At 60.8% G+C, this 22,857-nt stretch carries 19 protein-coding genes; 14 read left to right on the top strand and 5 right to left on the bottom strand.

Annotated features, from left to right (window positions below; translation table 11 throughout):
* Positions 1-51: 51 nt before the first annotated feature.
* Complete coding sequence (locus ACYVGC_RS13235; RefSeq protein ID WP_460584308.1) at positions 52-1,584, top strand: glycoside hydrolase family 28 protein; 1,533 nt, start codon at positions 52-54, stop codon at positions 1,582-1,584.
* 149 nt (positions 1,585-1,733) lie between these two features.
* On the opposite strand, the gene ACYVGC_RS13230 is transcribed toward ACYVGC_RS13235, so the two are convergent.
* Together ACYVGC_RS13230 and ACYVGC_RS13225 are read right to left on the bottom strand one after the other, a co-directional pair.
* Positions 1,734-3,794 carry a cellulase family glycosylhydrolase gene (locus ACYVGC_RS13230; RefSeq protein ID WP_460584307.1) on the bottom strand — a complete coding sequence of 687 codons (2,061 nt, stop codon included), beginning with the start codon at positions 3,792-3,794 and terminating at the stop codon, positions 1,734-1,736.
* A 147-nt stretch (positions 3,795-3,941) separates the two neighbouring features.
* The gene (locus ACYVGC_RS13225) at positions 3,942-5,873 is read right to left on the bottom strand and encodes a right-handed parallel beta-helix repeat-containing protein (protein WP_460584306.1); all 1,932 of its coding nucleotides are present in this window, start codon (positions 5,871-5,873) and stop codon (positions 3,942-3,944) included.
* A 131-nt stretch (positions 5,874-6,004) separates the two neighbouring features.
* Between ACYVGC_RS13225 and ACYVGC_RS13220 the strand changes: the two genes are divergently transcribed.
* The 3 genes from ACYVGC_RS13220 to ACYVGC_RS13210 all read left to right on the top strand — a co-directional run bounded on the left by ACYVGC_RS13220 (position 6,005) and on the right by ACYVGC_RS13210 (position 10,278).
* Positions 6,005-7,654, top strand: a complete 1,650-nt coding sequence (locus tag ACYVGC_RS13220) for a CTP synthase (RefSeq protein ID WP_460584305.1) — start codon at positions 6,005-6,007, stop codon at positions 7,652-7,654.
* A 152-nt stretch (positions 7,655-7,806) separates the two neighbouring features.
* Positions 7,807-9,597, top strand: a complete 1,791-nt coding sequence (yidC, locus tag ACYVGC_RS13215) for a membrane protein insertase YidC (protein WP_460584304.1) — start codon at positions 7,807-7,809, stop codon at positions 9,595-9,597.
* Between the two features lie 186 nt (positions 9,598-9,783).
* Positions 9,784-10,278: a DUF6438 domain-containing protein gene (locus ACYVGC_RS13210; protein WP_460584303.1), complete on the top strand. Its 495-nt coding sequence runs from the start codon at positions 9,784-9,786 to the stop codon at positions 10,276-10,278.
* Positions 10,279-10,297: 19 nt separating this feature from the next.
* Here the strand turns inward: ACYVGC_RS13210 and ACYVGC_RS13205 are convergent, their stop codons facing one another.
* Entirely contained in the window at positions 10,298-12,025 is a 1,728-nt protein-coding gene (locus ACYVGC_RS13205) for an ABC transporter substrate-binding protein (RefSeq protein ID WP_460584302.1), read from the bottom strand.
* Positions 12,026-12,112: 87 nt separating this feature from the next.
* On the opposite strand from ACYVGC_RS13205, the gene ACYVGC_RS13200 reads away from it, so the two are divergent.
* From ACYVGC_RS13200 to ACYVGC_RS13165, 8 genes are all read left to right on the top strand, one after another.
* Positions 12,113-12,793 carry an MBL fold metallo-hydrolase gene (locus ACYVGC_RS13200; protein ID WP_460584301.1) on the top strand — a complete coding sequence of 227 codons (681 nt, stop codon included), beginning with the start codon at positions 12,113-12,115 and terminating at the stop codon, positions 12,791-12,793.
* A 261-nt stretch (positions 12,794-13,054) separates the two neighbouring features.
* The gene (locus tag ACYVGC_RS13195) at positions 13,055-13,864 is read left to right on the top strand and encodes a ParA family protein (protein WP_460584300.1); all 810 of its coding nucleotides are present in this window, start codon (positions 13,055-13,057) and stop codon (positions 13,862-13,864) included.
* Between the two features lie 26 nt (positions 13,865-13,890).
* Positions 13,891-14,163 carry a hypothetical protein gene (locus tag ACYVGC_RS13190; protein WP_460584299.1) on the top strand — a complete coding sequence of 91 codons (273 nt, stop codon included), beginning with the start codon at positions 13,891-13,893 and terminating at the stop codon, positions 14,161-14,163.
* Between the two features lie 238 nt (positions 14,164-14,401).
* Entirely contained in the window at positions 14,402-15,385 is a 984-nt protein-coding gene (locus ACYVGC_RS13185) for a ParB/RepB/Spo0J family partition protein (protein ID WP_460584298.1), read from the top strand.
* Between the two features lie 42 nt (positions 15,386-15,427).
* Positions 15,428-16,168 (top strand): DUF5683 domain-containing protein, encoded by a 741-nt coding sequence (locus ACYVGC_RS13180; protein WP_460584297.1) that lies wholly within the window; start codon positions 15,428-15,430, stop codon positions 16,166-16,168.
* Between the two features lie 24 nt (positions 16,169-16,192).
* The gene (gene dapB / locus ACYVGC_RS13175; RefSeq protein ID WP_460584296.1) at positions 16,193-16,915 is read left to right on the top strand and encodes a 4-hydroxy-tetrahydrodipicolinate reductase; all 723 of its coding nucleotides are present in this window, start codon (positions 16,193-16,195) and stop codon (positions 16,913-16,915) included.
* A 97-nt stretch (positions 16,916-17,012) separates the two neighbouring features.
* Positions 17,013-18,164, top strand: a complete 1,152-nt coding sequence (gene lepB, locus ACYVGC_RS13170; RefSeq protein WP_460584295.1) for a signal peptidase I — start codon at positions 17,013-17,015, stop codon at positions 18,162-18,164.
* A 150-nt stretch (positions 18,165-18,314) separates the two neighbouring features.
* Complete coding sequence (locus tag ACYVGC_RS13165; protein ID WP_460584294.1) at positions 18,315-18,809, top strand: HNH endonuclease; 495 nt, start codon at positions 18,315-18,317, stop codon at positions 18,807-18,809.
* 68 nt (positions 18,810-18,877) lie between these two features.
* On the opposite strand, the gene ACYVGC_RS13160 is transcribed toward ACYVGC_RS13165, so the two are convergent.
* The gene (locus ACYVGC_RS13160) at positions 18,878-19,798 is read right to left on the bottom strand and encodes an alpha/beta fold hydrolase (RefSeq protein ID WP_460584293.1); all 921 of its coding nucleotides are present in this window, start codon (positions 19,796-19,798) and stop codon (positions 18,878-18,880) included.
* A 182-nt stretch (positions 19,799-19,980) separates the two neighbouring features.
* Here ACYVGC_RS13160 and ACYVGC_RS13155 point away from each other — a divergent pair, with 182 nt between their 5' ends.
* A complete protein-coding gene (locus ACYVGC_RS13155) occupies positions 19,981-21,204 on the top strand; it encodes a DUF3298 and DUF4163 domain-containing protein (RefSeq protein ID WP_460584292.1) in 1,224 nt (407 codons plus the stop codon).
* A gap of 32 nt (positions 21,205-21,236) precedes the next feature.
* Positions 21,237-21,827 (top strand): DUF4202 domain-containing protein, encoded by a 591-nt coding sequence (locus ACYVGC_RS13150; protein WP_460584291.1) that lies wholly within the window; start codon positions 21,237-21,239, stop codon positions 21,825-21,827.
* A 128-nt stretch (positions 21,828-21,955) separates the two neighbouring features.
* Here ACYVGC_RS13150 and ACYVGC_RS13145 read toward each other — a convergent pair whose 3' ends face one another.
* Complete coding sequence (locus tag ACYVGC_RS13145; RefSeq protein ID WP_460584290.1) at positions 21,956-22,723, bottom strand: alpha/beta fold hydrolase; 768 nt, start codon at positions 22,721-22,723, stop codon at positions 21,956-21,958.
* Positions 22,724-22,857 lie beyond the last annotated feature (134 nt).

The raw sequence follows: 22,857 nt of genomic DNA, 5'->3' as shown, positions 1-22,857 counted from the left end.
AGCCAGGGGCCGGGGGCTACTTTTCGGCCTCATTCTCTTTTTCCTACCCCCATGTTTTCCTCCCTACTCCCGCGGCTGGCGCTGGCGGCGCTCTTGCTGCCGGGCTGGGCGGCGGCCCAGGCTGGCCCGGCGGTCTACAACATCCGCACCTATGGGGCCGTGGGCGACGGCCGGGCGCTGGACTCCGGGGCCATCAACAAGGCGATTGAGGCGGCGGCGCAGGCGGGCGGCGGCCAGGTGTACCTGCCAGCGGGCAACTACCTATCGGGGTCCATCCGGTTGAAAAGCAACATCTCGCTTTACCTGGAGCAGGGTGCCACCATCATCGCCACCGCCGACAACCCCGCCGCCGCCTACGACCAGGCCGAGCCCTCGGCCAATACCACCTACCAGGATTCGGGCCACAGCCACTGGCACGACGGCCTGCTTTGGGGCGAAAACCTGCACGATGTATCCATTCTGGGGCCGGGCAAAATCTGGGGTAAGGGCCTGCTGAAGGACTACGCCAAGGATGCCAAGCTGGCCAACAAAGCCATTAGCCTGCTGCGCTGCCGCAACGTGCTTATCCGCGATGTGACCTTGCAGCACGGCGGCTGGTTTGCCATCCTGGCCACCGGCGTGGATAACTTAACCATTGACAACCTGAAGATTGACACCAACCGCGACGGCATGGACATCGACGCCTGCCGCAATGTGCGCGTGTCGAACTGCCTGGTCAACTCGCCCTACGACGACGGTATTTGCCTCAAAAGCTCTTTCGGCCTGAACGAGGCGCGGGCCACCGAAAACGTGACCATCACCAACTGCCAGGTGAGCGGCTACGACGAGGGCACGCTGCTCGACGGCACCTTCCGGCGCACCAGCAACCCCGAGTACAAGCTGCACCCCACGGGCCGCATCAAGTTCGGCACCGAGTCGAACGGCGGCTTTAAAAACATCGCCATTTCCAACTGCGTGTTTGACTACTGCCGCGGCCTGGCCCTCGAAACCGTGGACGGCGGCCTGCTGGAAGACGTGAGCATCAGCAACATCACGATGCGCGACGTGGTAAACTCGCCCATTTTCCTGTACCTGGGCGAGCGGATGCGCGGGCCGGCCGGCACGCCCGTAGGGGCGCTGCGCCGCGTGAGCATCAGCAACCTGGTAGTCTATAATGCCGACCCCGACTTCGCGTCCATTATCACGGGTGTGCCCGGCCACCCCATCGAAGACGTGCGGCTCAGCAACATCCGCATTTACTACAAAGGCGGCGGCACCGCCGCGCAGGCCACCCGCACCGTGCCCGAAGCCGGCAAAAGCTACCCCGAGCCATCGATGCTGGGGCCAGTATCGGCCTACGGCTTCTACATCCGCCACGCGAAGCAGGTGGAGCTGAGCGAGGTAGACGTACACTACCTGAGTTCGGAAGCCCGCCCGGCCTTCGTGGCCGATGATGTGCAGGGCCTCACCCTGCGCAACGTCACGGCCCAAAAATCGACCGCGGGCAAGGTACTAACGCTGAAGAATGTGGCCGATTTTCAGCTGCGCCAAAGCCTGGGGCTAGCCGATACGGAGCTGGCGAAGACGGGGGAAAAGACTTGGTAAGGGTTCTCTTTAAGAAGCAGGATTTTCTGCGCCTGATGCGGAAGGGTCACCCTGCTGCTCACCCACTGGAACAACGCTAGTCAGGGTAAGGGCCGGTCGGCTGCAAAAGCTGGCCGACCGGCCCCTACCCTAACCGAAGCGCTGCGCGATTACTCCTTCGTCACCTTGAACGACTGCGTGAAATCGGCCCCCGTGAGGCGCACTACGTAGAGGCCGGCGGCCAGGCCCGCGGCGTCGATAACATTCTGATTACCAGTATCGCCGTAGGCACGAGCGAGCACGGTTCGGCCTGTGGCGTCGGCAATGGTCAGGGTATGAGCCTTGGTGCCGGTGGGCAGCGCGTAGGTGAGGCGGCCCACTACGGGGTTGGGGTAGGCCGTGAAGTCGGCGGTGCTGGCGGTGCCGGTGCTGGCCAGCGCGGTGGCCTCGCGGGCGGTGCCCACCACGGTGGCGCGGAAGGCCTCCCAGCCCGAGATGGTCTGGCGGTTGCAGGTCGCGGCCTGCTGGCCGCTTTCGCTCGATACGTAGCGGCCATTGTAGCCGCCCAGGCTGATGGTGCCATCGGCGTTCACAATCCAGTCGAAGGTTTCCCACCAGCCGAAGCTCGTGCGGTTGGCCGTGATGGCCTGGGTACCGTTTTCACTCGATACGTACTTGCCCTGGCTGCGCAGCGCCACCTTGCCGTTGCCGGCGTCCACCACCGCAAACTGCTCCCAGGTGCCGGCCGTGGTGCGGGTGCAGGTCACGGCCTGGGTGCCGTTTTCACCCGAGAGGTAGGCGTTGTTGCTCACGGCGCGCAGCGTGATGAGGCTGCCGATGGGCGCGCGGGTGTTGCGCACTGTGCCGCCGGGGTTGGGCGCAATGGCGTTGAGGGTGCTGGTGTTCACCACGCAGTTGGCAAACTTAATGTTCTGCACCACGGCCGGGATGTTGCCGGGCCCGTCTACGATGTAGGGCGGATTGATGCGGAAAAGCGCTGCCATCGAGTTGGTATCGAAGCGCTTGTAGGTCCAATGGCACCAGCCAATGCCCACGCTGTTGAGGTTGCGGGCAGCCTCGCCCATCCACTCGGGTGAGTTTTCGCCGGTTTCACCCACCCAGATGGGCACGTTGTTGTCGGTGCGAAAGCGCGTGAGGTTGCCAATGAGGCGCAGAGTGTTGGGGTTGTTGCCATCCACCGAATTCACGTTGTTGTCGATGGTATAGTTACCCGCGCTGTAACGGTGCGAGTTGTACACCAGGTTGGCCTGGCTGGTGAAGGTGCGCTTCTCCATGTAGTTGTAGTCGTTGCCAAAGCCGTTGCCTTCCAGCAGGATAAGGTGGTTGTCGCTATTGGCCCGAATGGTATTCACGAAGCGGTTCAGCACATCGTGGAGGCGCTGGTTGCCATTCTGGGTCGAGGTATTGGGAATGTTATTCGGCTCGTTGAGCACGTCGTACATCGCCACGCGGGGGTCGCCCTTGTAGCGGTTCGAGATGACCTGCCACAGGCGGTTGGCCACGTCCTGGTTGAGGCCGTTGTTCCAGAAATCGTTGCCGCCGCTCACCAGCGCATCCGCAATATTCATGTCGCTGCCCTGCGCGCCGGGCGCGGCGTGCAGGTCGAGCACCACGTACATGCCATTGGCCCCGCACCAGCTCAGAACTTCATCAATCATCCGAAAGCCCTCAATGGTGCTGGGGTCGGTAAAAAGCTGATTATTAGCGTACCAACCCGACAAATTACCGAAGTACGTGCCGTAGGAGGTCGAGCCTTTGCTGACTCCCGTACGCACCGCCCGCTGGCTGGCCGTGAGAAACAGTTCGTAGTGCAGCGGCAGCCGCACGCAGTTGAAGCCCTTGTCCTTGAGGTAATCGATATCGGCCTTTGTGAAGAAGTTGTCGCGCCACTGCTGGTAGAAGCTCTCCACCTGGCCATCGTTCTGGCCCTGGTTGAAAAGGCCTTTCTTCACCAGGCTCTGGGTGCCGGTATTATTGTCGCCGTAGCCGGGCTTTAGCATATAGCCTTCCTGCACTTGCCAGCCGCCGAGGTTCACGCCGCGCAGCACGACTTCCTGGCTGCTCGCATTAATAATTCGGGTGCCGCTGGCTTGCAGAAAGCTCTGGGCAAAAGCCACTTGCCAGCCAAAGCAAGCAACCAGTAAAGTGAGGCCAGCCAGCAAACGCTGCGCCAGCACGCGCTGCGCAGCGCGGGGGGTAGTAGTGGACATAAATGGGTGGGAAAAGGAAGTGACTGCGTGAGCTAATTCCCGCAAACGTTTGCGGGGGCTCACTACATAACTACACTCCCAAATGCTTTCACCCTTAGTGCCATCCGAAAAATAGTTTCACTTTTTTAAAAGTGCGCTTTTTGTGCACTACTTACCCATACTCGCGGCCGGGGTTAGAGAGGCAGTAGGCACGGGCGGGCGGCCCCGAATGGCTCCCGGCGCCAGGCGCAGCTGCCCCTGCGCCCCCTTGCTGACCTTCGCCTGCGGGTCTTGGTAGAAATACGCACCTTCTTCCACCACTAACTGCCCTTCGATGAGCACCTTAGTGCGCGCCTCTACTACCAGCGCGCCGCCTTTTTTAAGTACTAGCTGCGAGGTTGGGCCAATGTATAGCTCCGGCACGCCGCCAATCTGTCCATTTATAATCAACACGTTACCTGCCGCAACCTCTACGCGTGCCGCACCGTGCGCCGTGCCCTCAAGCCACCCAATAATCAAGTCTGAGCGCACCGTATAGTCGCCGTTGGCCGCAGCCAGCCGCAGGCTGCCGGGGGCGTGCACTACCGTAGGGCTGCGGCTAGTAGAATCGCCCAGCAGCACGCGCAGCCGCGGGCCATCAGACGGCAACATACTGCTTTCCAATACATTATTACCACTAAACATGGCGCCCAGCAGCTGGTCGCGGCTACCCAGCGGCGGCGCGCTACCATAGTCGTAGCTGAAGGTGCAGCCCCGCAGCCGAAAGGCGCTGGCCGTATCGGGCGCGGCCGGCCGGGCCAGCAGCAAGTAGCTGTGATGGCCGATGAAGTGGCAGCCGGTGAAGCTCATGCGGCGCGCTTCCTTATCGGAATGCACCAAAAACACGCCGTAGGCCGCCTGCCCTCGGTACGGCCGGTCCTCGAAGGTGCAGCCCACGAAGCGGGTGGCCCCGGCCACTTGGGCGCAGCCATTGACGAAGGCGCCGTAGAAGCGGCAGTTTTCAAACAGAAAATCGGGCTGCCTAATCCAGGCCGACCAGTTGGTAACGCCCCACAACAGGCAGTTGGTGAGCACGATACCCTTGGTGATGGGCGGCGCATCGCCGTAGTGGTCCGACACCAGACCCTGGCCGACATTGTCGACGAAGCGGCAGCCAGCCAGGCGCACGTGGCTGGCAAAGCCACCTTCGGGCTCAATATCCACGCCCGCGCCGGGGTTGGAAAACAAGGCCTTGCCCAGCGCCGGAATCACCACCCGCCCAGTATGGCTGAAGCTGCAATTGATGGCCCGCAGGCCATTCACGCCCGTGATGGAAAGGCCCTGGCGGCCGTTGTAGTCGAAGGTGGAGTTTTCGAGCACAATGCCCTCTTGGTTGGGGTCGTCGAGGCTCTTGGCCAGGTGGTTGAGCACCTGAATGCCGTCGCGGCCAAAGTGATGCACCGCCAGCCGCCGCAGCGTAATGCGCCGCGAGTCGCTCACAAATACGCCGTCGGCCGCCAGCTGAATGCCCGTGTCGCCCCAGTGCCCGCCTACCACCAGGTGCGCGCTGCTGCCATTCAGCATAATATTAGCAACCTCCACATTATCACACCTTTGCAAAACTATGGTAGTACCCAAGCTCACGCCGTAGCTGCCCTCCGTAAAGTAGGCCGTAGCCGCCTCAAACGGTAGCTTGGTAGCGGGGTCGAAGGAGCCGTAGCGCAGCCCCTGGGCGTAGCGGATTTCGGTAGTGGCGCTGTCGTCGCCGACGATACGCAGGTTGCGGCAACCCATGAGGGCCAGCACATTGGGCACGCTGCCCGCGCCGGGGTCGCCCACAAGGTAGGTGCCCGCCGGAATGCGCAGCACGGCGTGCCCCGCGCCGGCTGGCGTGAGCGCCCGCTTATTAAAGAAATCGGCGGCGCGCTGAAAGGCCGGCTGGTCGTTGGTGCGGCCGTTGCCCACGGCCCCAAAATCTTTTTTCAAGTCTTTCTGCAACACGGCCTGGGCGTGGGCAAGCGGCCCCCACCCCACCCAAAGCCAGGCGCTCAAAAGCAAAGGCCCCAGCCAGCCACGAACCTGAGTAGCCGCCCGCTGGGGCAGTATTTGGGTGTTTTTCATAGCACGCGAAGCCGGCGCGGCCAACCGCCAACCGGGCCGGGCGCGGGCCAAAAGTAAGGCCCACTTGGGGGGAGCTGGTAAGTACGCCGGCTAGGGCCGCGGCTGGCCACGCCGTAACTTTGACCCCCGTCATGCCCGAACGCTCCACCTCCCCCAGCGCGTCGGCCGCGAAGTATATCTTCGTCACCGGCGGCGTCACCTCTTCCCTCGGAAAAGGAATTATCTCAGCTTCTTTGGCTAAGCTTCTGCAAGCCAGAGGCTTCCGGGTAACCATTCAGAAGTTCGACCCCTACATCAACATCGACCCCGGCACGCTCAACCCGTATGAACACGGCGAGTGTTACGTGACCGACGACGGGGCCGAAACCGACCTCGACCTGGGCCACTACGAGCGCTTCCTGAACACGCCCACCTCGCAGGCCAACAACGTGACCACGGGCCGCATCTACGACACTGTAATCCGCCGCGAGCGCGAAGGCGCTTTCCTGGGCAAAACCGTGCAGGTAATCCCCCACATCACCGACGAGATAAAGCGCCGGATGCTGCTGCTGGGTCAAAACGGCGAGTTTGACGTAGTTATCACCGAAATCGGGGGCTGCATCGGCGACATCGAGAGCCTGCCCTTTGTGGAGGCCGTGCGCCAGCTGCGCTGGGAGCTGCCGCCCCACGATTCGCTCGTGATTCACCTTACGCTGCTACCCTACCTGGCGGCGGCCGGCGAGCTCAAAACCAAGCCTACCCAGCACTCGGTGCGCGACTTGCGCGAGGCGGGCTTGCAACCCGACATATTGGTGTGCCGCTCCGAGCACCCCATTCCGCCCGAGATGCGCCGCAAAATCGCGCTCTTCTGCAACGTCAAAATCAACTCCGTTATCGAGAGCCTCGACGCCGATACCATCTACTCGGTGCCGCTGCTCATGCTGAAGGAAGAGCTGGACACCCGCGTTATCAGCAAGCTGCGCATGAACGGCGGCCACGCCCCCGACCTGGAGGAATGGAAGGAATTTCTGGGCCGCCTCAAGAACCCCACCGAAGAAGTAACCATTGCGCTGGTGGGCAAGTACGTGGAGCTACCCGACGCGTATAAGTCTATTATTGAGTCGTTTATCCACGCCGGGGCTTTCAACGAGTGCAAGGTGCGGGTGCGCAGCATCCAGAGCGAGTTCCTGACGCCCGAAAACGCAGTGCAGCAGCTCGAAGGCTGCGATGGCGTGCTGGTAGCCCCCGGCTTCGGCGAGCGCGGCTTCGAGGGCAAGGTGGCCGCCGTGCGCTACGTGCGGGAAAACAACATTCCGTTTTTCGGCATCTGTCTGGGTATGCAAGTAGCTGTGGTAGAGTACGCCCGCAACGTGCTGGGCCTGCCGCAGGCCAGCTCCACCGAAATGGACCCGCTCACGCCCGACCCGGTTATCGCCCTCATGGCCGACCAAAAGGATATTACCCTGAAGGGTGGCACTATGCGCCTCGGCGCCTACACCTGCGAGCTCAAGCGCGGCTCGCGCGCCGCCAAGGCCTACGGCCGCAACACGATTAGCGAGCGCCACCGTCACCGCTTCGAGTTTAATAACGACTACCTGGCGCGCTTCGAGGAAGCCGGCATGTCGGCCAGTGGCACCAACCCCGATACTGGGCTGGTGGAGGTAATCGAACTGCCCAAAACGGTGCATCCGTGGTTTGTGGGCGGCCAGTTTCACCCCGAGCTGAAGAGCACCGTGGAAAACCCGCACCCGCTGTTTGTGCGGTTTGTGAAGGCAGCCATGCAGCGCAAGAAGGGGCTGTAATTTTTTAGCTATTAGCCAATGGCTGCTAGCTGTTAGCTTTTCCACAAGGGGGAGCTAACGGCTAGCAGCCATTGGCGCTCATTCATAAAAAAGCTAACGGCTAACAGCTAAAAGGAGCCGTACCTTTGCCCTTCGTATTCTTTTTATTGTAAATGGACCGCAACCAAGCGACTGGCCTTTTCCTCATTTCGGCCTTGCTCCTGGTGTATTTGTTTTTCTTCTCGCCAAAAGCCGAGCCGGACAAAAACAAAGCCCAGGCAACTACCACCACCGCCGCCAAAACGCCGGCCGCCGCCGCGCCTTCGCCCGGCATCCCGCCCGTAGTGGCCCTCGACTCGGCCGCCGGCCCGGTGCGCAACATTGAGCTCAAAAACCCCGAGCTGACGCTGACTTTCTCGACGCAAGGGGGCCGCGTGGCCGCCGTGCGCCTGAACAAGTACAAGACGTTTTTCGGCAAGCCGCTCGACTTGTTCGACGCCCAAAGCGCCCGCTACAACACCACACTTACCGCCATCGGCGGGCAAAAGGTGGACTTTGCCCGGCTGAACTTTCAGGCCAGCGAAGCCACTACTAGCGCCGATGGCGGCCAGCAGCTGACCTTCACCGCGCCCGTGGGCACTGGTACCGCCACCCAGACCTACACCGTGCCTAAAACGGGCTATGAGGTGAAGTACAACCTGAAGCTCAACGGCGTGGCCGTGGCCGAGCCGCTGAAGCTCAGCTTTGTGGACAACGTGCGCCAGACCGAGCAGGACCTCAAGCAGAACCGCAACCACACCACTATCAACCATTACCAAGCCACCGGCGACCACAACGCCCTGGCCGAAGCCAGCGAAAAGCCGGAGGAAGTGACCGTGAACGCGCCCCTGCTGTGGGCCGCCGACAAGCACGACTTCTTCGTGGCGGGCCTCGTGGCCGACTCGCAGCCCTTCGTCAACGGCCAGTTCAACGCCACGGTCAACTTGGCTGACTCGACCTACATCAAGACGCTGAGTACCACGCTGAGCCTGCCCGCCGCCGACGTTTCGAGCGCGGCCGGTGGCCAGTACCGCTTTTTCTTCGGCCCCAACCAGTTTAGCCTGCTCAAGAGCGTGGCCCCGGGTTTCGACCGCAACGTGTACCTGGGCTGGGGCTTGTTCCGCTGGGTAAACCGCTTCGTGGTGCTGCCGGTGTTCACGTTTCTGGAGCAGTATATCAGCTCCTACGGCGTCATTATCCTGCTGCTGGTAGTGCTTATCAAGCTGGTAACCTGGCCCTTGACCTACAAGACTTACGAAAGCCAGGCCCGCATGAAAGTGCTGAAGCCCGAGCTCGACGAGATTAAGGCCAAGCACCCCGACGACGCGGCCAAGACCCAGCAGGAGACCATGAAGCTGTACACGCAGTTTGGCGTGTCGCCGCTCAGCGGCTGCGTGCCCACGCTGCTCACGCTGCCGATTCTGTTTGCCATGTTCCAGTTCTTCCCCAACGCGATTGAGCTGCGCCAGCAGCCCTTCCTGTGGGCCCCGGACCTAAGCACGTATGACAACGCCATTCACCTGCCGTTTACGCTGCCCTACCTGGGCAGCCATATCAGCATTTTCACGGTGCTGATGACGATTTCGACGCTCTTCATGACCTACCAGAGCAACCAGATGAACACGGCCGCCATGCAGGGGCCCATGAAGTTCTACAGCTACCTCATGCCGCTGATTTTCTTCTTCGTGCTGAATAGCTTCGCTTCGGGCCTCACCTGGTACTACCTGGTTTCCAACCTCGTCACGCTGGGCCAGCAGGCGCTCACCCGCTCCTTCGTAGACGACACCAAGATTCGGGCCCAGCTCGAAGCCAACAAGGTGAAGAACAAGGACAAGAAGCCCGGCGGCTTCCAGGCCCGCCTGGCCGAGGCCATGAAAACTGCCCAGGAGCGCGAAGCCCAGGCCAAAAAGCCCGGCAAAGCGTAGTTTAGTGCAAGCGCCTTACCAGGCAGAAAAGCGTTCCGCGGTGCTCAGCACTGCGGAACGCTTTTTTATTGCGTGCCTCTGGCCCGGTTTTCGTTTTAGTGCTTGCACCGCACCTTTGCTAGCTGGAACCGGCGGCTCACTATTGCCTCGGCTAAATTATTTCTTAACTAGTTGCTTCTCAATTTTATGCGTTCCCTGCTCTGGCTCCTCGCTTTCTCCTTGGCCCTGCCCGCCTGCGCGCAGAAAAAACTACCCCGCAAGCATAAAGCAGTTACCGCTACTGCCGTTGTGCCCAAAGAAGCCGCGCCGGTAATCGTGTTTCAGCGCACGCCCTGCTACGGTACCTGCCCGGTGTACACGGCCACAGTTTTTGCCGATGGGCGAGTAGAGTACGATGGCCAGCGCTTCGTGAAGTTCGTTGGCAAGCACACGCTCAGCCTATCCGTAGCTACCGTCAACGAGATACTGGCCGAGGCTAAGCGCATCAATTTCACCCAGTTCAACGAGCGCTACTCGGGCAACACCACCGACCTGCCGGCCGCTATCATCACGGTGCACCCGGTGGGCCAGCCCCTGCACGCCGTGTTTGCAGAAGAAGGATTTCCGGCAACTCTCAAGGCCTATATCGATTACGTAGGTGCCCGGCTCGACCCCTTGACGCAGCAGGGCCTGGAAAAATAGCCCTCTCTCTAACCAGCACTCAGTCCTTGCGCACCTGCTCCAGCAGCAGCTGGTTCATGGGGTTGGCCGTGAGGCCGCGCACGTTGCGTTGCGTGAGGCGAATTATCTCGTCGTAGTATAGCGAAACCACGGGCGCGTCGCGCACCACCAGGCGGTCCATGGCCTGGTACAGCGCCGTGCGCTGGGCCACATCTTGCTCCCGAATGGCGCGCTGGTACAGTTGGTCGTACTGCGCTGATTTATAGTGCGTTTTGTCGGGGCCGGCGGGGCTAAAATTGGACGAGTAGAACAGCGCCAGGTAGTTCTCCGCGTCAGGGTAGTCACCGAGCCAACTTTTGGTGAAGAAGGCGGTGCGGCCGTTATCCACCAGCTCCTGCTGGGCCGCCGATTGGTTGATGTCAATCTGGACCTGTACGCCCACGTCGGCCCAGTTTTTTTGCAGGTATTCGGCCACGGCTTTGCGCTCGGCTACGGTGCTCAGGCGCAGCTGCAAGGGCCGGCCGGGGCCGTAGCCGGCGGCGCGCAGCAGCGCCCGCGCCTTTTGCGGCTGGTAGTCGTAGCCCGGCACCTGCGCGGGCGAAAACGAAGGCAGCGCCGCCGGCACAAAGCCCGACGTGCCCGGCCGCCCCACGTGGTTGAGCACGTAGGCCAGCATCTCGGGCCGGTTGATGGCGTAGCTTAGCGCCTGGCGCACCCGGGCGTCGCGCAGGCGGCGGCCCTGCGCGGCTTGCTCACCCGTGAGCTTAGCACTATCTAATTGAAAACCAAGGTATTCTGTATTCAGGTAAGGCGCCTTTTGCAAGTTGAAGCGGCCCTGAAAGTCACTGCGCACCGAGCCATCGGGGTTGAGAATAAGGTCGCGCGAGCCCTCGCGGATGCCGCTCAAAAAGTCCAGCTTACCCTGCAAAAACGTGAGGAATTCCGTTTTGCGGTCAGCAATGAAGCTGATGGCAACCGCATCTAAATAAGGCAGTTGCTGACCCTGCTTGTCTTGGCGCCAGTAGCTCGGGTTTTTGTGAAACAGCAGCACATTACCCTCATCCCAGACCTTAAACCGAAACGGTCCAGTGCCCACCGGGTGCTCCCGAAAGTCCTTGCCATAGCGCTCCACGGCTTCGTGCGGCACCACGTAGGCGTAGGGCATCGTTAAGATTCCCAAAAACGGGATAAACGGCGCCTTTAGATGAATGCGCAGCGTAGAATCGTTCACCGCCACAAAGCAAGTGTCGCTGATATTTCCCTTGCTGTCTTCCAGCACTTTACCCCGAAATATCCAGCCACCGGGCGAGGCCGTTTTGGCATCCAGCAAGCGCTTGAATGAGTACACAAAGTCAACTGCCGTGACGGAGCGAGAAGGCGGCGTATACTCTGTACCTAGTATTTCATATATTGCTGGCGCCAGTTTACCTTTTCCTACAAAAAAGGCATCACTCGGGTGAAACCGCACCCCTTTGCGCAGCCAGAACGTGTACGTGAGTCCATCAGGCGAAATCTGGTAGCGGCGGGCCAGCGACGGCGCGGGCTGCAAGGCCGAATCCAACTCTAATAACCCATTATAAAGCTGCGCCACGGCCCAGCTATTGGCTTGGTTGCGGGCAAAGGCGGGGTCTAGCGAGGTGAGCGCTTCGGGCTGGTTGTAGCGGAACACGCGCCGCTCATCGGCGGCCGAGGGACCGGCCCCCGAGCAGGCGGCCAGCAACGTGGCCAGGGCCGCCGAGGCCAGCCCAGTAGCCCAGCGTATTCGCAATTCAGGTAGAAACATCGGTTTGGGGTGTCGGTTGCAAAGGTAGGGGCCACGCCGGCCCCGGTTTTTCGTTTCTTTCTCCCCCATTTTATGCAGCTTACCTATTTCGGCCACGCTAGCTTTTTGGCCACTATCGGCGGCGTGCGCGTGCTTTTCGACCCCTTCATCAGCCCCAACCCGCTCGCCAAAGCCATCAACGTGGACGCCATTGAGGCCGACTACATCCTGGTTTCGCACGGCCACGGCGACCACATCGCCGACGTGGAAAGCATTGCCAAGCGTACCGGGGCCAAGGTGCTGGCCATCGCCGAAATCGCCGGCTACTTCGGCGCCAAAGGCCTCGACGTCATTGGCACCAACCTCGGCGGCAAGGTGGCCCTGCCCTTCGGCACCGTGCATTGCGTAGCCGCTGCGCACAGCAGCTCGTTCCCCGACGGCTCCTATGCGGGCGTAGCCATGGGCTTCGTTATTAAAACCACTGAGGGCCAGACACTTTACTTCGCCGGTGATACGGCCCTGACCTACGACCTCAAGCTCATCGGTGAGCGCCACAAAGTAGACGTGGCCCTGCTACCCATCGGCGACAACTACACCATGGGCATCACCGACGCGCTGGTGGCCGCCGACTGGGTGGGCACCACCGAGATTATCGGTATGCACTACGACACCTTCCCGGTTATCACCATCGACCACACCGCCGCCCAGGCCGAAGCTAAAGCCGCTGGCAAAAACCTGCGCCTGCTGCGCATCGGCGAAACGGTGGAGCTGTAAAGCTCAGTTTGTCCTTGCGAGCGCAACGAAGTGGAGCGCGGCAATCTTTCCTTGTCGGCTGCTTGAATGGTTTACTAACCTAGCGGCAAGGAAAGATTGCCGCGCTCCACTTCGTTGCGCTCGCAAGGACAAACGGGAGCAATTCTGGCTATACACTTGGCTAATCCATTTTTTTTAGCCTTATTTTGTAGATTGAACAGCGCCGGTTCCGGCTGGCTTATTTCTTCGCGCAGCGCGTTTCCTCTGTTATAATCGTTTGTTATGGGTAAAATTATCGCGGTTGCCAACCAAAAGGGGGGCGTCGGCAAAACCACCTCGGCCATCAACCTGGCCGCCTCGCTGGCGGCCCTGGACTACCGCACCCTGCTCGTGGATGCCGACCCGCAGGCCAACGCCACCTCGGGCGTGGGCTTCGACCCCAAAGACATCGAAAACAGCGTGTACGAGTGCATGGTCGATGGCATCGACCCGCAGGATATCATCTTGCAAACCAACATCTTACCGCACCTCGACCTCATGCCCTCGCACATCGACCTCGTGGGGGCCGAAGTGGAGATGATTAACCTGCCCAACCGCGAAGAGAAGATGAAGGAGGCCCTGCGCCCCCTCGTGGACCAGTACGACTTCATCATCATCGACTGCTCGCCCTCGTTGGGCCTCATCACGGTGAATGCCCTCACGGCGGCGCATTCAGTTATCATCCCGGTGCAGTGCGAGTACTTCGCCCTCGAAGGCCTGGGTAAGCTCTTGAATACCATTAAGATAATTCAGAGCCGCCTCAACACCAACCTCGAAATCGAAGGCATCCTGCTCACCATGTACGATGTGCGCCTGCGCCTCAGCAACCAGGTGGTGGAGGAAGTGCAACTGCACTTCCAGCAGCTGGTGTTCGATACCATCATCCCACGCAACGTGAAGCTGAGCGAGTCGCCGAGCTTCGGCATCCCCGTCATCCTGCACGACGCCGAAAGCAAAGGCGCGGTGAGCTACCTCAACCTGGCCCGCGAAATCGTGGAGAAGAACAGCGTGGAGGCCAACCCTGAGGAAGCCGCTGAGGACGAGCTGGTGTAGCAATTAAATTATACTGGCTTCCAGCTATGCTTAATGAGAAAACGCAGCCCGTTGCGTGGTACTTGCTCATGTGTGAATTGACCGACGCTCAAGACGGTATTCAGAGTTTGCTCAATGAGATGGCGGAGGACAAGGCATTTAGTGAGACTGCGTTTGGTATTCATATGGCCCATATTTACGGCCACCTGAATCAAGCTTGGAACGGGCGTAACGCCACTGACCAGCAGCATGAGCACAATGATTTATTAGACGAATGGAGTAAGTTTCCTACTGATTCTAGCTTACCGTCACCTTTTTAGCTAAAAATAATTGAACGTCATGCTGAGCTTGCCGAAGCATCTCTACCGCGCCGCTTGAGCTACTAATCTTGCGGCGCGGTAGAGATGCCTCGGCAAGCTCAGCATGACGTTCTATTTTATTGGGGGCCGCATTTCGCACCATTCGATATAAATTTGAGTGGCTTGCCCTTCGCCCCCTAGTCCGTAATTTTGAAGTTCTGGGCGGGCCGGCCTTTCGGCCCCCAGACCCCTGCCAACGATGTCTGTAGAGAAGAATAACGATAAAATCCAGGCTGCCCTGAACGCCAACCCCGGCGCGGCCAGCGTGGCCAAGCGCCGCCTTGGCGGCCTGGGCCGGGGCCTCAACGCCCTCATTGAAGGCAGCTACGACAAACCCAGCGAGCACCTCATTACCAACGCCACGCCCAACCCCGTGAGCTCGGTAGGGATGATTCCGGTAGGCCACATTGAGGCCAACCCCTACCAGCCCCGCACCCACTTCGACCAGGAGTCGCTGGCCGAGCTGGCCGATAGCATTAAGATTCAAGGTATTATCCAGCCCGTGACGGTGCGTCAGCTGGGCACCAACTCCTACCAGCTCATTTCGGGCGAGCGCCGCCTGCAAGCCAGCAAGCTGGCCGGCCTCGATACCATTCCGGCCTACGTGCGCAAGGCCGACGACCAGCAGATGCTGGAAATGGCGCTTATCGAGAACATCCAGCGCGAAAACCTGAACGCGATTGAAATCGCACTCAGCTACCAGCGCCTGCTCTCCGAGTGCAGCCTGCGCCAAGAAGACCTGGGCGAGCGGGTGGGCAAAAACCGCTCGACCGTGACCAACTACCTGCGCTTGCTGAAGCTGCCGCCCAGCATCCAGATTGGCCTGCGCGACTCGGTTATCGGCATGGGCCACGCCCGCGCCCTCATCACCATCGAAGACCCGCAGCTGCAAGTGGACCTCTACCGCCGCATCGTGGCCGAGGACCTCTCGGTGCGCCGCATCGAGGAGCTGGTACGCAACGGCTACGGCCGCACCGAAACCGCCAAGCCCGCCAGCCCTCAGCAGCCGGCTACCCCCGTGGTGCCCGTGGCCGAGCTACGCCGCACCGAGCGCCAGCTTACCGACCACTTTGGCTCGAAGGTGCAGCTGCGCCCCGGTGCCCAGGGCCGCGGTGAAATCAAGATATCTTTTGATTCGGTGGAAGACATGCAACGCATCCTGCACATTTTGCAACCTGCATAAGTACCGCACTACCAGTCGCCGGTCGGCGTTAGCGGCTTGCTTATGAAGAACTCTTTGCTTTCTCTGCGCCAGTGGCCAGCCAATTGCGGCTGGCTGCTGGGCCTAGTGCTGCTACTAGCCGGAGCCCGCCCGGCCCTGGCCCAAATTCCTACGGCTACCAACCCGCTGGAAATCAACCCAGCCGCGCCGGTGCTGGTGCGCCCCGACACGGCTACCATCCGCCGCAAGCCCACCAAAAAGGAGCGGCGCGCCCTGGCCGCCGCCGATTCGGCCAAGCGCACCGAGCGGTTATTTGGCTTTCATGTCACGCGTCCCCAAAAGGCTGGCTTTCTTGCTCTTGCACCTAGTGGTGGGCAGATTTACAATAAGAAGTATTGGAAGCTGCCTATTGTGTACGGCATGGTGGGCGGGCTGGGCTACTGGGTTTATTTCCAGCAAAGCCGCTATTCAGAATACCTCAAAGCCTACCGTGCAGGCCAGTCTAGGCCAGGCGATGCCCCTTCCACCTACTTAAATGCAGACGAGTTTCCCAACGCTAGCCTGGAAACTTCCTTCCCCAACGTCTACAATAACTTCACGGGCTACCGCAGCTACCGTGATTTGGCCATTCTCATCAGCGCGCTGGGCTACTCGCTGCAAATACTTGACGCTGTGGTAGACGCCCACCTGCACGACTTCGACGTGAGCGACAACCTCTCGCTGAACTGGCAGCCCACGCTGCTGCCGGTGCCCGGCCAGCTGGTACCCGCGGGCGGCATAGCCTTGACTCTACGCGTAAAATAACTTGTTGCTTAACAAGTAATTAGCATGAAAATACTTCTCATCGGCTACGGTAAAATGGGCCAGACTATTGCCGGTCTGGCCGCCAGCCGGGGCCACGAAATCGCGGGCGTGGTGGACCACCAAACGGGCAGCCAGCGCATTGAGGACTTCACCCCGGCGCAGGTAGATGTGGCCATCGAGTTTACGCACCCCGAGGCGGCGTTTGCCAACGTGGCGGCTTGCCTGCGCCAGGGCCTGCCGGTGGTGTGCGGCTCTACGGGCTGGCTGCATCAGTTTGATGAGGCCGGCCAGCTGGTGCAGGAAACCAACGGGGCGCTGTTTTACGCCTCCAATTACAGCGTGGGCGTAAACCTGTTTTTCCATTTCAACGAGTATATCGCGGCCAAGATGAACCAGTTTGCGGCCGGCTACGATGTGCAGATGACCGAGATTCACCACGTGCACAAGGTGGACCAGCCCAGCGGCACGGCCCTCACGGCGGCCCACGGCATTTTGGAGAATTTCGCGGCCAAGACCACCTGGCGCAATGCGCCCGCCCAGGCCCCGCACGAGTTGGCGGTGCTCAGCGAGCGGCGCGGCGAGGTGGTGGGCACCCACGAGGTGCGTTACGTATCGAGCGCCGATACCATTGAGCTGCGCCACGAGGCCCACTCGCGCGAGGGCTTCGCGCTGGGCGCGCTGCTGGCCGCCGAGTGGCTGCCCGGCCGCCACGGCGTGTTTGGCATGAAGGAGCTGCTGGGCTTGTAACCTTAAAGACCGCCTGTCTTTCCTCCTCGCAATGACAGGCGACGTTGTTTATTTGCTGGATATTCTCTTGGTGAGCGTACGCTCCCGCTCCCGTTTCATGCTTTTTCGCAAAACTGACCCCACTGCCCCACCCCGGCCGCCCAAAACCAAAGGCCGCGAGTGGTTTGACTCGCTGCTGTTTGCGGTTATCGCGGCCACGCTCATTCGCTGGGCTACGTTTGAGGCCTACGTTATTCCGTCGCCGAGCATGGAGCACTCGCTGCTGGTGGGTGACTACCTGTTTGTGAGCAAGTTGCACTACGGACCTATTACGCCCCAAACGCCGCTGCAAGTGCCCCTCACGCACCAAACGGTGCCGATTCTCAATATCAAGAGCTACTCGGAGCTGATTCAGCTGCCCACGTACCGCCTGCCGGGCTTTAGCTCCATTAAGCGCAACGACGTGGTGGTGTTTCACGTGCCGCACGAGGCGCAGTACCCCGCCGACCTGCGCACCAACTACATCAAGCGCTGCATTGCCATTGCGGGCGACACGCTGCAAATTCGCAACGGCGAGATTTTCCTTAATGGCAAGCCCGGCGCCATTGGTGGCGCGCCCCAAACCACCTACTTCCTGGAGGTAGAAACGCCCAACGACGAGGTGCGCCAGGCCCTGCACGACCAAGGCGTGGTAGACTACGACCAGCCCGACGGCTACCCCGTGGCCGGTACCGACCCCGAAACCGGCAAGCTGGGCTACTTCATCAGCTGCCCGGCCGCCACCGCCGAGTTTTTCAAAAAGCAGCCCTACGTGAAGTCGCTGACCGTGACCGCGCCCGGCGTGCAGCTCTTCCCCGACGTGGCCGACTTCCACGGCTCGGGCGCCATGAGCGCCGTGCAGCGCAAGTGGCAGCTCGACAGCTACGGCCCGCTGCCGGTGCCCAAGAAAGGCCAGACCATTGCGCTCACGCCCGGCAACGCCGCGATTTACTACAAAATCGTGAGCCAGTATGAGCACAACGCCAACATCGGCTGGAAGGACGGTATGATTCAGCAGAATGGCCAGCCGCTCACCAGCTACACCATCAAGCAGAACTACTACTTCATGATGGGCGACAACCGCCACAACTCGGAGGACTCGCGCTTCTGGGGCTTCGTGCCCGAAGACCACGTGGTGGGCAAGGCCGTGCTCATCTGGCTCTCGCTCGACCCCTTCGGCGATGCCTGGCACAAAGTGCGCTGGAACCGCCTGCTCCGTACTATCGATTAGGCGCACTCTGCGAGTCCGCGTGTGGGCTGGCTCGAACGATACAACGCGCGGACTCGCAGAGTCCACGCTACCGGAATCATTCGGCCGGTTTTTTTTGTTCATATGCGTGAAACCTAGTAGCTTGCAGTCTGCTTGTTTTCGTTATCGTATATGGACCAGAAAGTGCTCGTGCTCAATGGCGATTACACCGCCATCACCTTATGCAGCGTGCAGAAGGCATTTGTATTATTATTTCTAGATAAGGCGGAAATGGTGGCTAAGTCGGAGCAGGGCGTTTTGCGCACTATTTCGCAGGCCTTCCCCAAGCCCAGCATTATCCGGCTGGCGCGCTACGTGCGGGTGCCCTACAAGGGCATTGCCCTCAGCCGCCACAATATTTTCAAGCGCGACCAGTACGAGTGCCAGTACTGCGGCTCAACCAAAACGCTGACCCTCGACCACGTGATGCCCCGCTCGCGCGGCGGCGACTCGGGCTGGACCAACCTCGTGGCGGCCTGCTCGCGCTGCAACCACGCCAAGGGCCAGCGTACGCCCTCTGAGGCTAACATGCCGCTGCGCACCCAACCCAAAAAGCCTACCCTAGCGGGTTTTCTCAAGCTCTCGGCCGGCACCTTGGACCAAAACTGGCACGCTTACTTGGGCTAACCAAGCCGAAACGCAAAAAGGGCTTCCCGCTACGTAGCGGGAAGCCCTTTTTGTTAACTAGCAATCAATTAATACGTTGCCGTAGTAGGGCCATTTTCGTTGCGGCGAGGCGTTGCTTCGGCACCGCTGCTGTCGAATTCTGACTGCACGGGCTGGCCACTGATAAAGGTGAGCAAGTCGCGGTTGAGGCGGTCCTTGGCGGTTACGTTGAGGCCATGGGGCTCACCGCCGTACACTACCAGTTGGGCACCCGATACCAGCTTCACGGCGCGCTGGGCGCTGTGTTCGAGGGGCACCGTTTTGTCGGCATCGCCGTGGATGAACAGCGCGGGCACTTTAATGCCCTGCAAGTCCTGGCGGAAGTCGGTGGCGCTGAACGCTTTTACACACTCAGTGGTAGAGCGGGGCGTGGCTTGCAGCGCAGTGCTCTGGCTCCAATCCAGCAGGGGCTGGCTCACGGGGTGGCTCAGCACGCCCACGCCGTAGAAGCCTTTGCCGAAGTCGGCCAGGAAACCGGGGCGGTCTTTGCCGGCACCCTCAATCATTTGGTCAAATACCGATTTATCCACACCTTCGGGGTTGTCGTCGGTCTTCAGCAGGTAAGGCGTTACGGCGCTGATAAACACCACTTTGCTCACGCGCGCACCTTGGTGGCGGCTCATGTAACGGGCTACTTCGCCGCCGCCCATTGAGAAGCCCACCAGGGTTACATCTTGCAGGTTCAGCTCGTCGAGCACGGCCTTGAGGTCGTCGGCGAAGGTGTCGTAGTCGTAGCCATCCCAGGGCTTCGACGACTTGCCGAAGCCGCGGCGGTCGTAGGCAATCACACGCACCCCGTGCAGCGGCAGCTCAGCCAACTGAAATTCCCACGACTGCAAGTCGAGCGGCCAGCCGTGGATAAGTACCACGGGCTTGCCCTGGCCGTAGTCTACATAGTTGATTTCGACGGGTTTTCCGGCAGCGTCGCTGCCTACTTTGATGAAGTTCATATAAGAAAATGGAGAGAATGTCCTACGCTTACGGCTCAGCCAAAGCGAAGGATTACCAATGCCAAAATTTTGTAGCAGATAGGCTAGCGGCTTGGTTAACATTGGCTAACGGCCTGGGCTTTCAACCGGCTACTGCATAGGCAAGGCGCGGAAAGCCACCGGCTACTCCCTTCATTTGTGGCATGAAACGCTCTCCTCTGGCCCTGGCCGGGTTACTTGGCCTGGCGGCCTGTAACCCACCCACTACCTCTACCCCCACGGCCGGCGCGAATGCACCAGCCGGCCAAAAGACTGTTAGCCAGCCTATAACCAGCTCACCCGGCGCGGCCTACCACGTGTACCGGGGCCAGCTACCCGGCCAGGCCGACAGCATTACGCTGCACCTCGTAATGGCCCCGCAGCCCCTCTACGATGCGCCGGGCCCCAGCCTCCACGGCAGCTACTACGGCCCCGATGGCCACCCCTACGAGGTGCAAAGCCAGCCCAGCGCGCCCGATAGCCTCGTGCTGGCCGACCTCAGCCCGGAGCACGGAGCCAGCCCCACCAGCGCCAGCCCAGTCTGGCGCTTGCGGCAGCAGCCGGGCGGCCTGGCAGGCTTGGTGCAGGGGCAGGCCGTGCGCCTGCGGCTGGTGGCCCCGCCCGCCGGCAGTGTCACGTTTGCCGTGCGCTACCTGGCCGACTCGCTGGCCGCGTATCCGAAAGACCCGGAATCACCTAAAGCCCGCTTCAGCCTGCAAGCGCTGGTACCGACCGGCGGGGCTGCTACCACTAGCAACGCATTGCAGGCCAATATCTTGCGCGATTTACGCGGCGACACCCTGGGCACCCTGGCCGCGCCCACGCTGCCCACGCTTTACAAGCAGCAGCGCGACCTGTTTTTCAAAGGCTACCGCGAAGACTTAGCCGACGTACTGACCACCAGCCCCGACGAACGCCCGTCGGCCACCCTTAACTATGCCGACCAAGCCGCTACGTACGTGCTGTACCAACAGGGTAACTTGCTGAGCCTGGGCTTTTTCAGCTACTACTACTCCGGCGGAGCCCACGGGCAGAATGGCACCCTGGCCGCCAGCTACGACCTGCGCACCGGCCGCCGCCTGCGCTACGACGATATTTTTAAGCCCACCGCCGCCGCGCAACTGCCCGCGCTCTTGGGCCAGGCGGTGCGCCCCTTGATGGGACTGGCACCCGGCGCACCACTCGATAAAGAGTTGTTTGTGAGTGAAATGCCCGTAACGCACAACGTCTTTTTAACGGCAGGTGGGGTCGCGTTTATTTACGAGCCTTACGAAATCGCCTCCTACGCCCAAGGTGAGGTGCGCGTGTTTTTGCCCCTCTCGGCCGTGCGGGCGCTGCTGCGCGAAGGACTACCGCTGCCCGGAATCAGCCCGGTAGCTACGCGTTGATAGTGATTTAATTACCAGATAAACAGTCATTTATGCTTGATTCAGCCCGCCTGGCCGAAGCCTTTCGCCTGTTTGACGCCGCCAACAGCGAAGACCCCAACCTCGAAACCGACGACGAGGGCCAGCCCATTGCCAAAGAAGTGCGCTATGCCCAGCGCATGAGCGCCTGCCTGGCCCGCGTGGCCCCTGGCGCGCCCGAGGCCGTGCAGCTGGCCGCCCGCGCCCAGCACATCCGGCGCTGGGCCATTCCGCGGGCCGACTTCCCCATAACGCGCCCCGGCTACCACCAGTGGCGCAACACGCTCAAGAAATACCACGCTGAGCTGGCCGGCCAGCTCATGGCCCAGGCTGGCTACGAGCTGCCCCTGATTGAACGCGTGCAGCAGCTGTTGCAAAAGCTGCGCCTCAAAGACGACCCCGAGGTGCAGCTGCTGGAAGACGTTATCTGCCTGGTGTTTCTGGAGTATTATTTCCTACCCTTCGCCGCCCAGCACCCTGAGGAGAAGATAATCGAAATCGTGCAGAAAACCTGGCCTAAGATGACCGAGCGCGGCCACGCGCTGGCCTTGCAGCTGCCCTTCACGCCCGAGGCGCTGGCGCTGGTAAGCAAGGCGCTGGGGTAGAAATTCAGATACAAGAAAGCCTGTCATGCTGAGCTTGCGAAGCATCCTATCGCGCCAGAACAGCCGTTCGGACGTGATAGGATGCTTCGCAAGCTCAGCATGACAGGCTTTCTTATTTACACAGCTACTTACTTCACTGGCGCCTTCTTAGCCGCTTCAATAATGAAGTCGGCTACCTTTTGGGGCTGCGAGAGCATGGGCACGTGGCTGGCGGCCAGCGTGAGCGTGGTGGCTTTGATTTTCTTGGCCATAGCCGTCTCCAGCGCGGGGCTAATCATGTGGTCGTTGCTGGCCACGATGTACCACGACGGCTTGGTTTGCCAAGCCACGGTAGCCATTTTGTCGCCGAAGGCGGCGGCGGCCACCGGCTGCTGGGTGGCAACTATCACCTTACGCTCGGTGGGCGTCAGGTCCTGGGCAAAGTCCTCGTTGATACCCGCGGGCGTCATGCTCAGAAAGCCCGCGTCGGCCTTAATCTGCTTGAGGCCAGGGGTTGGCGCATCTTTAGTGAGGTCGCCCAGCGACTGGTTGGCGTCGGGCGCAGCGGCGGCTACGTACACCAGGCCGGCCACTTTGGGGTCGTTGCCGGCGTCGGAAATCACCATGCCGCCCCACGAGTGGCCCACGAGCAGCACGGGGCCATCTTGCTGGGCCAGAGCGCGCTTGGTGGCGGCTACGTCGTCGGCCAGTGAGGTGAGGGGGTTTTGCACCGCCGTCACGTGCAGGCCTTTGGCTTCGAGCAGCGGAATAATTTTGGCCCAACTGGAGCCGTCGGCGAACGCGCCGTGCACGAGCACAATATTTTTAACACCTTGGGCAGCAGCCTGGTTGGGCGAGGCGAAGGCTAGCGCGGCGCCGGCCAAAGCGCCGAGAATGGCGCGGTTGCGGGTAAACATAGCAGTTCTGGGTTGAGCTGGCAGCTTGGCACAAAGCCAACCGGGCCAGCGGTGATTTGATGAAACAAAGGTCCGGCGGCCACTACAGCCAACTTTTCACCTAGGTTAAAAAGCGTCGGCCAACCTTCGAAATC

The sequence above is a fragment of the Hymenobacter arcticus genome, assembly GCF_054779975.1.
Note: the sequence above shows the minus strand (reverse complement) of the source record. Positions and strands in the feature narration are given on the sequence as shown.

Excerpts from the sequence above, each read along its gene's own strand:
- ACYVGC_RS13145 (WP_460584290.1), bottom strand. The coding sequence starts at position 22,723 with ATGTTTACCCGCAACCGCGCCATTCTCGGCGCTTTGGCCGGCGCCGCG.
- ACYVGC_RS13165 (WP_460584294.1), top strand. The coding sequence starts at position 18,315 with ATGGACCAGAAAGTGCTCGTGCTCAATGGCGATTACACCGCCATCACC.
- yidC (WP_460584304.1), top strand. The coding sequence starts at position 7,807 with ATGGACCGCAACCAAGCGACTGGCCTTTTCCTCATTTCGGCCTTGCTC.
- ACYVGC_RS13185 (WP_460584298.1), top strand. The coding sequence starts at position 14,402 with ATGTCTGTAGAGAAGAATAACGATAAAATCCAGGCTGCCCTGAACGCC.
- ACYVGC_RS13160 (WP_460584293.1), bottom strand. The coding sequence starts at position 19,798 with ATGAACTTCATCAAAGTAGGCAGCGACGCTGCCGGAAAACCCGTCGAA.
- ACYVGC_RS13150 (WP_460584291.1), top strand. The coding sequence starts at position 21,237 with ATGCTTGATTCAGCCCGCCTGGCCGAAGCCTTTCGCCTGTTTGACGCC.
- ACYVGC_RS13225 (WP_460584306.1), bottom strand. The coding sequence starts at position 5,873 with ATGAAAAACACCCAAATACTGCCCCAGCGGGCGGCTACTCAGGTTCGT.
- ACYVGC_RS13230 (WP_460584307.1), bottom strand. The coding sequence starts at position 3,794 with ATGTCCACTACTACCCCCCGCGCTGCGCAGCGCGTGCTGGCGCAGCGT.
- ACYVGC_RS13235 (WP_460584308.1), top strand. The coding sequence starts at position 52 with ATGTTTTCCTCCCTACTCCCGCGGCTGGCGCTGGCGGCGCTCTTGCTG.
- ACYVGC_RS13200 (WP_460584301.1), top strand. The coding sequence starts at position 12,113 with ATGCAGCTTACCTATTTCGGCCACGCTAGCTTTTTGGCCACTATCGGC.
- ACYVGC_RS13155 (WP_460584292.1), top strand. The coding sequence starts at position 19,981 with ATGAAACGCTCTCCTCTGGCCCTGGCCGGGTTACTTGGCCTGGCGGCC.
- ACYVGC_RS13210 (WP_460584303.1), top strand. The coding sequence starts at position 9,784 with ATGCGTTCCCTGCTCTGGCTCCTCGCTTTCTCCTTGGCCCTGCCCGCC.
- ACYVGC_RS13190 (WP_460584299.1), top strand. The coding sequence starts at position 13,891 with ATGCTTAATGAGAAAACGCAGCCCGTTGCGTGGTACTTGCTCATGTGT.
- ACYVGC_RS13220 (WP_460584305.1), top strand. The coding sequence starts at position 6,005 with ATGCCCGAACGCTCCACCTCCCCCAGCGCGTCGGCCGCGAAGTATATC.
- ACYVGC_RS13180 (WP_460584297.1), top strand. The coding sequence starts at position 15,428 with ATGAAGAACTCTTTGCTTTCTCTGCGCCAGTGGCCAGCCAATTGCGGC.
- dapB (WP_460584296.1), top strand. The coding sequence starts at position 16,193 with ATGAAAATACTTCTCATCGGCTACGGTAAAATGGGCCAGACTATTGCC.
- ACYVGC_RS13195 (WP_460584300.1), top strand. The coding sequence starts at position 13,055 with ATGGGTAAAATTATCGCGGTTGCCAACCAAAAGGGGGGCGTCGGCAAA.
- lepB (WP_460584295.1), top strand. The coding sequence starts at position 17,013 with ATGCTTTTTCGCAAAACTGACCCCACTGCCCCACCCCGGCCGCCCAAA.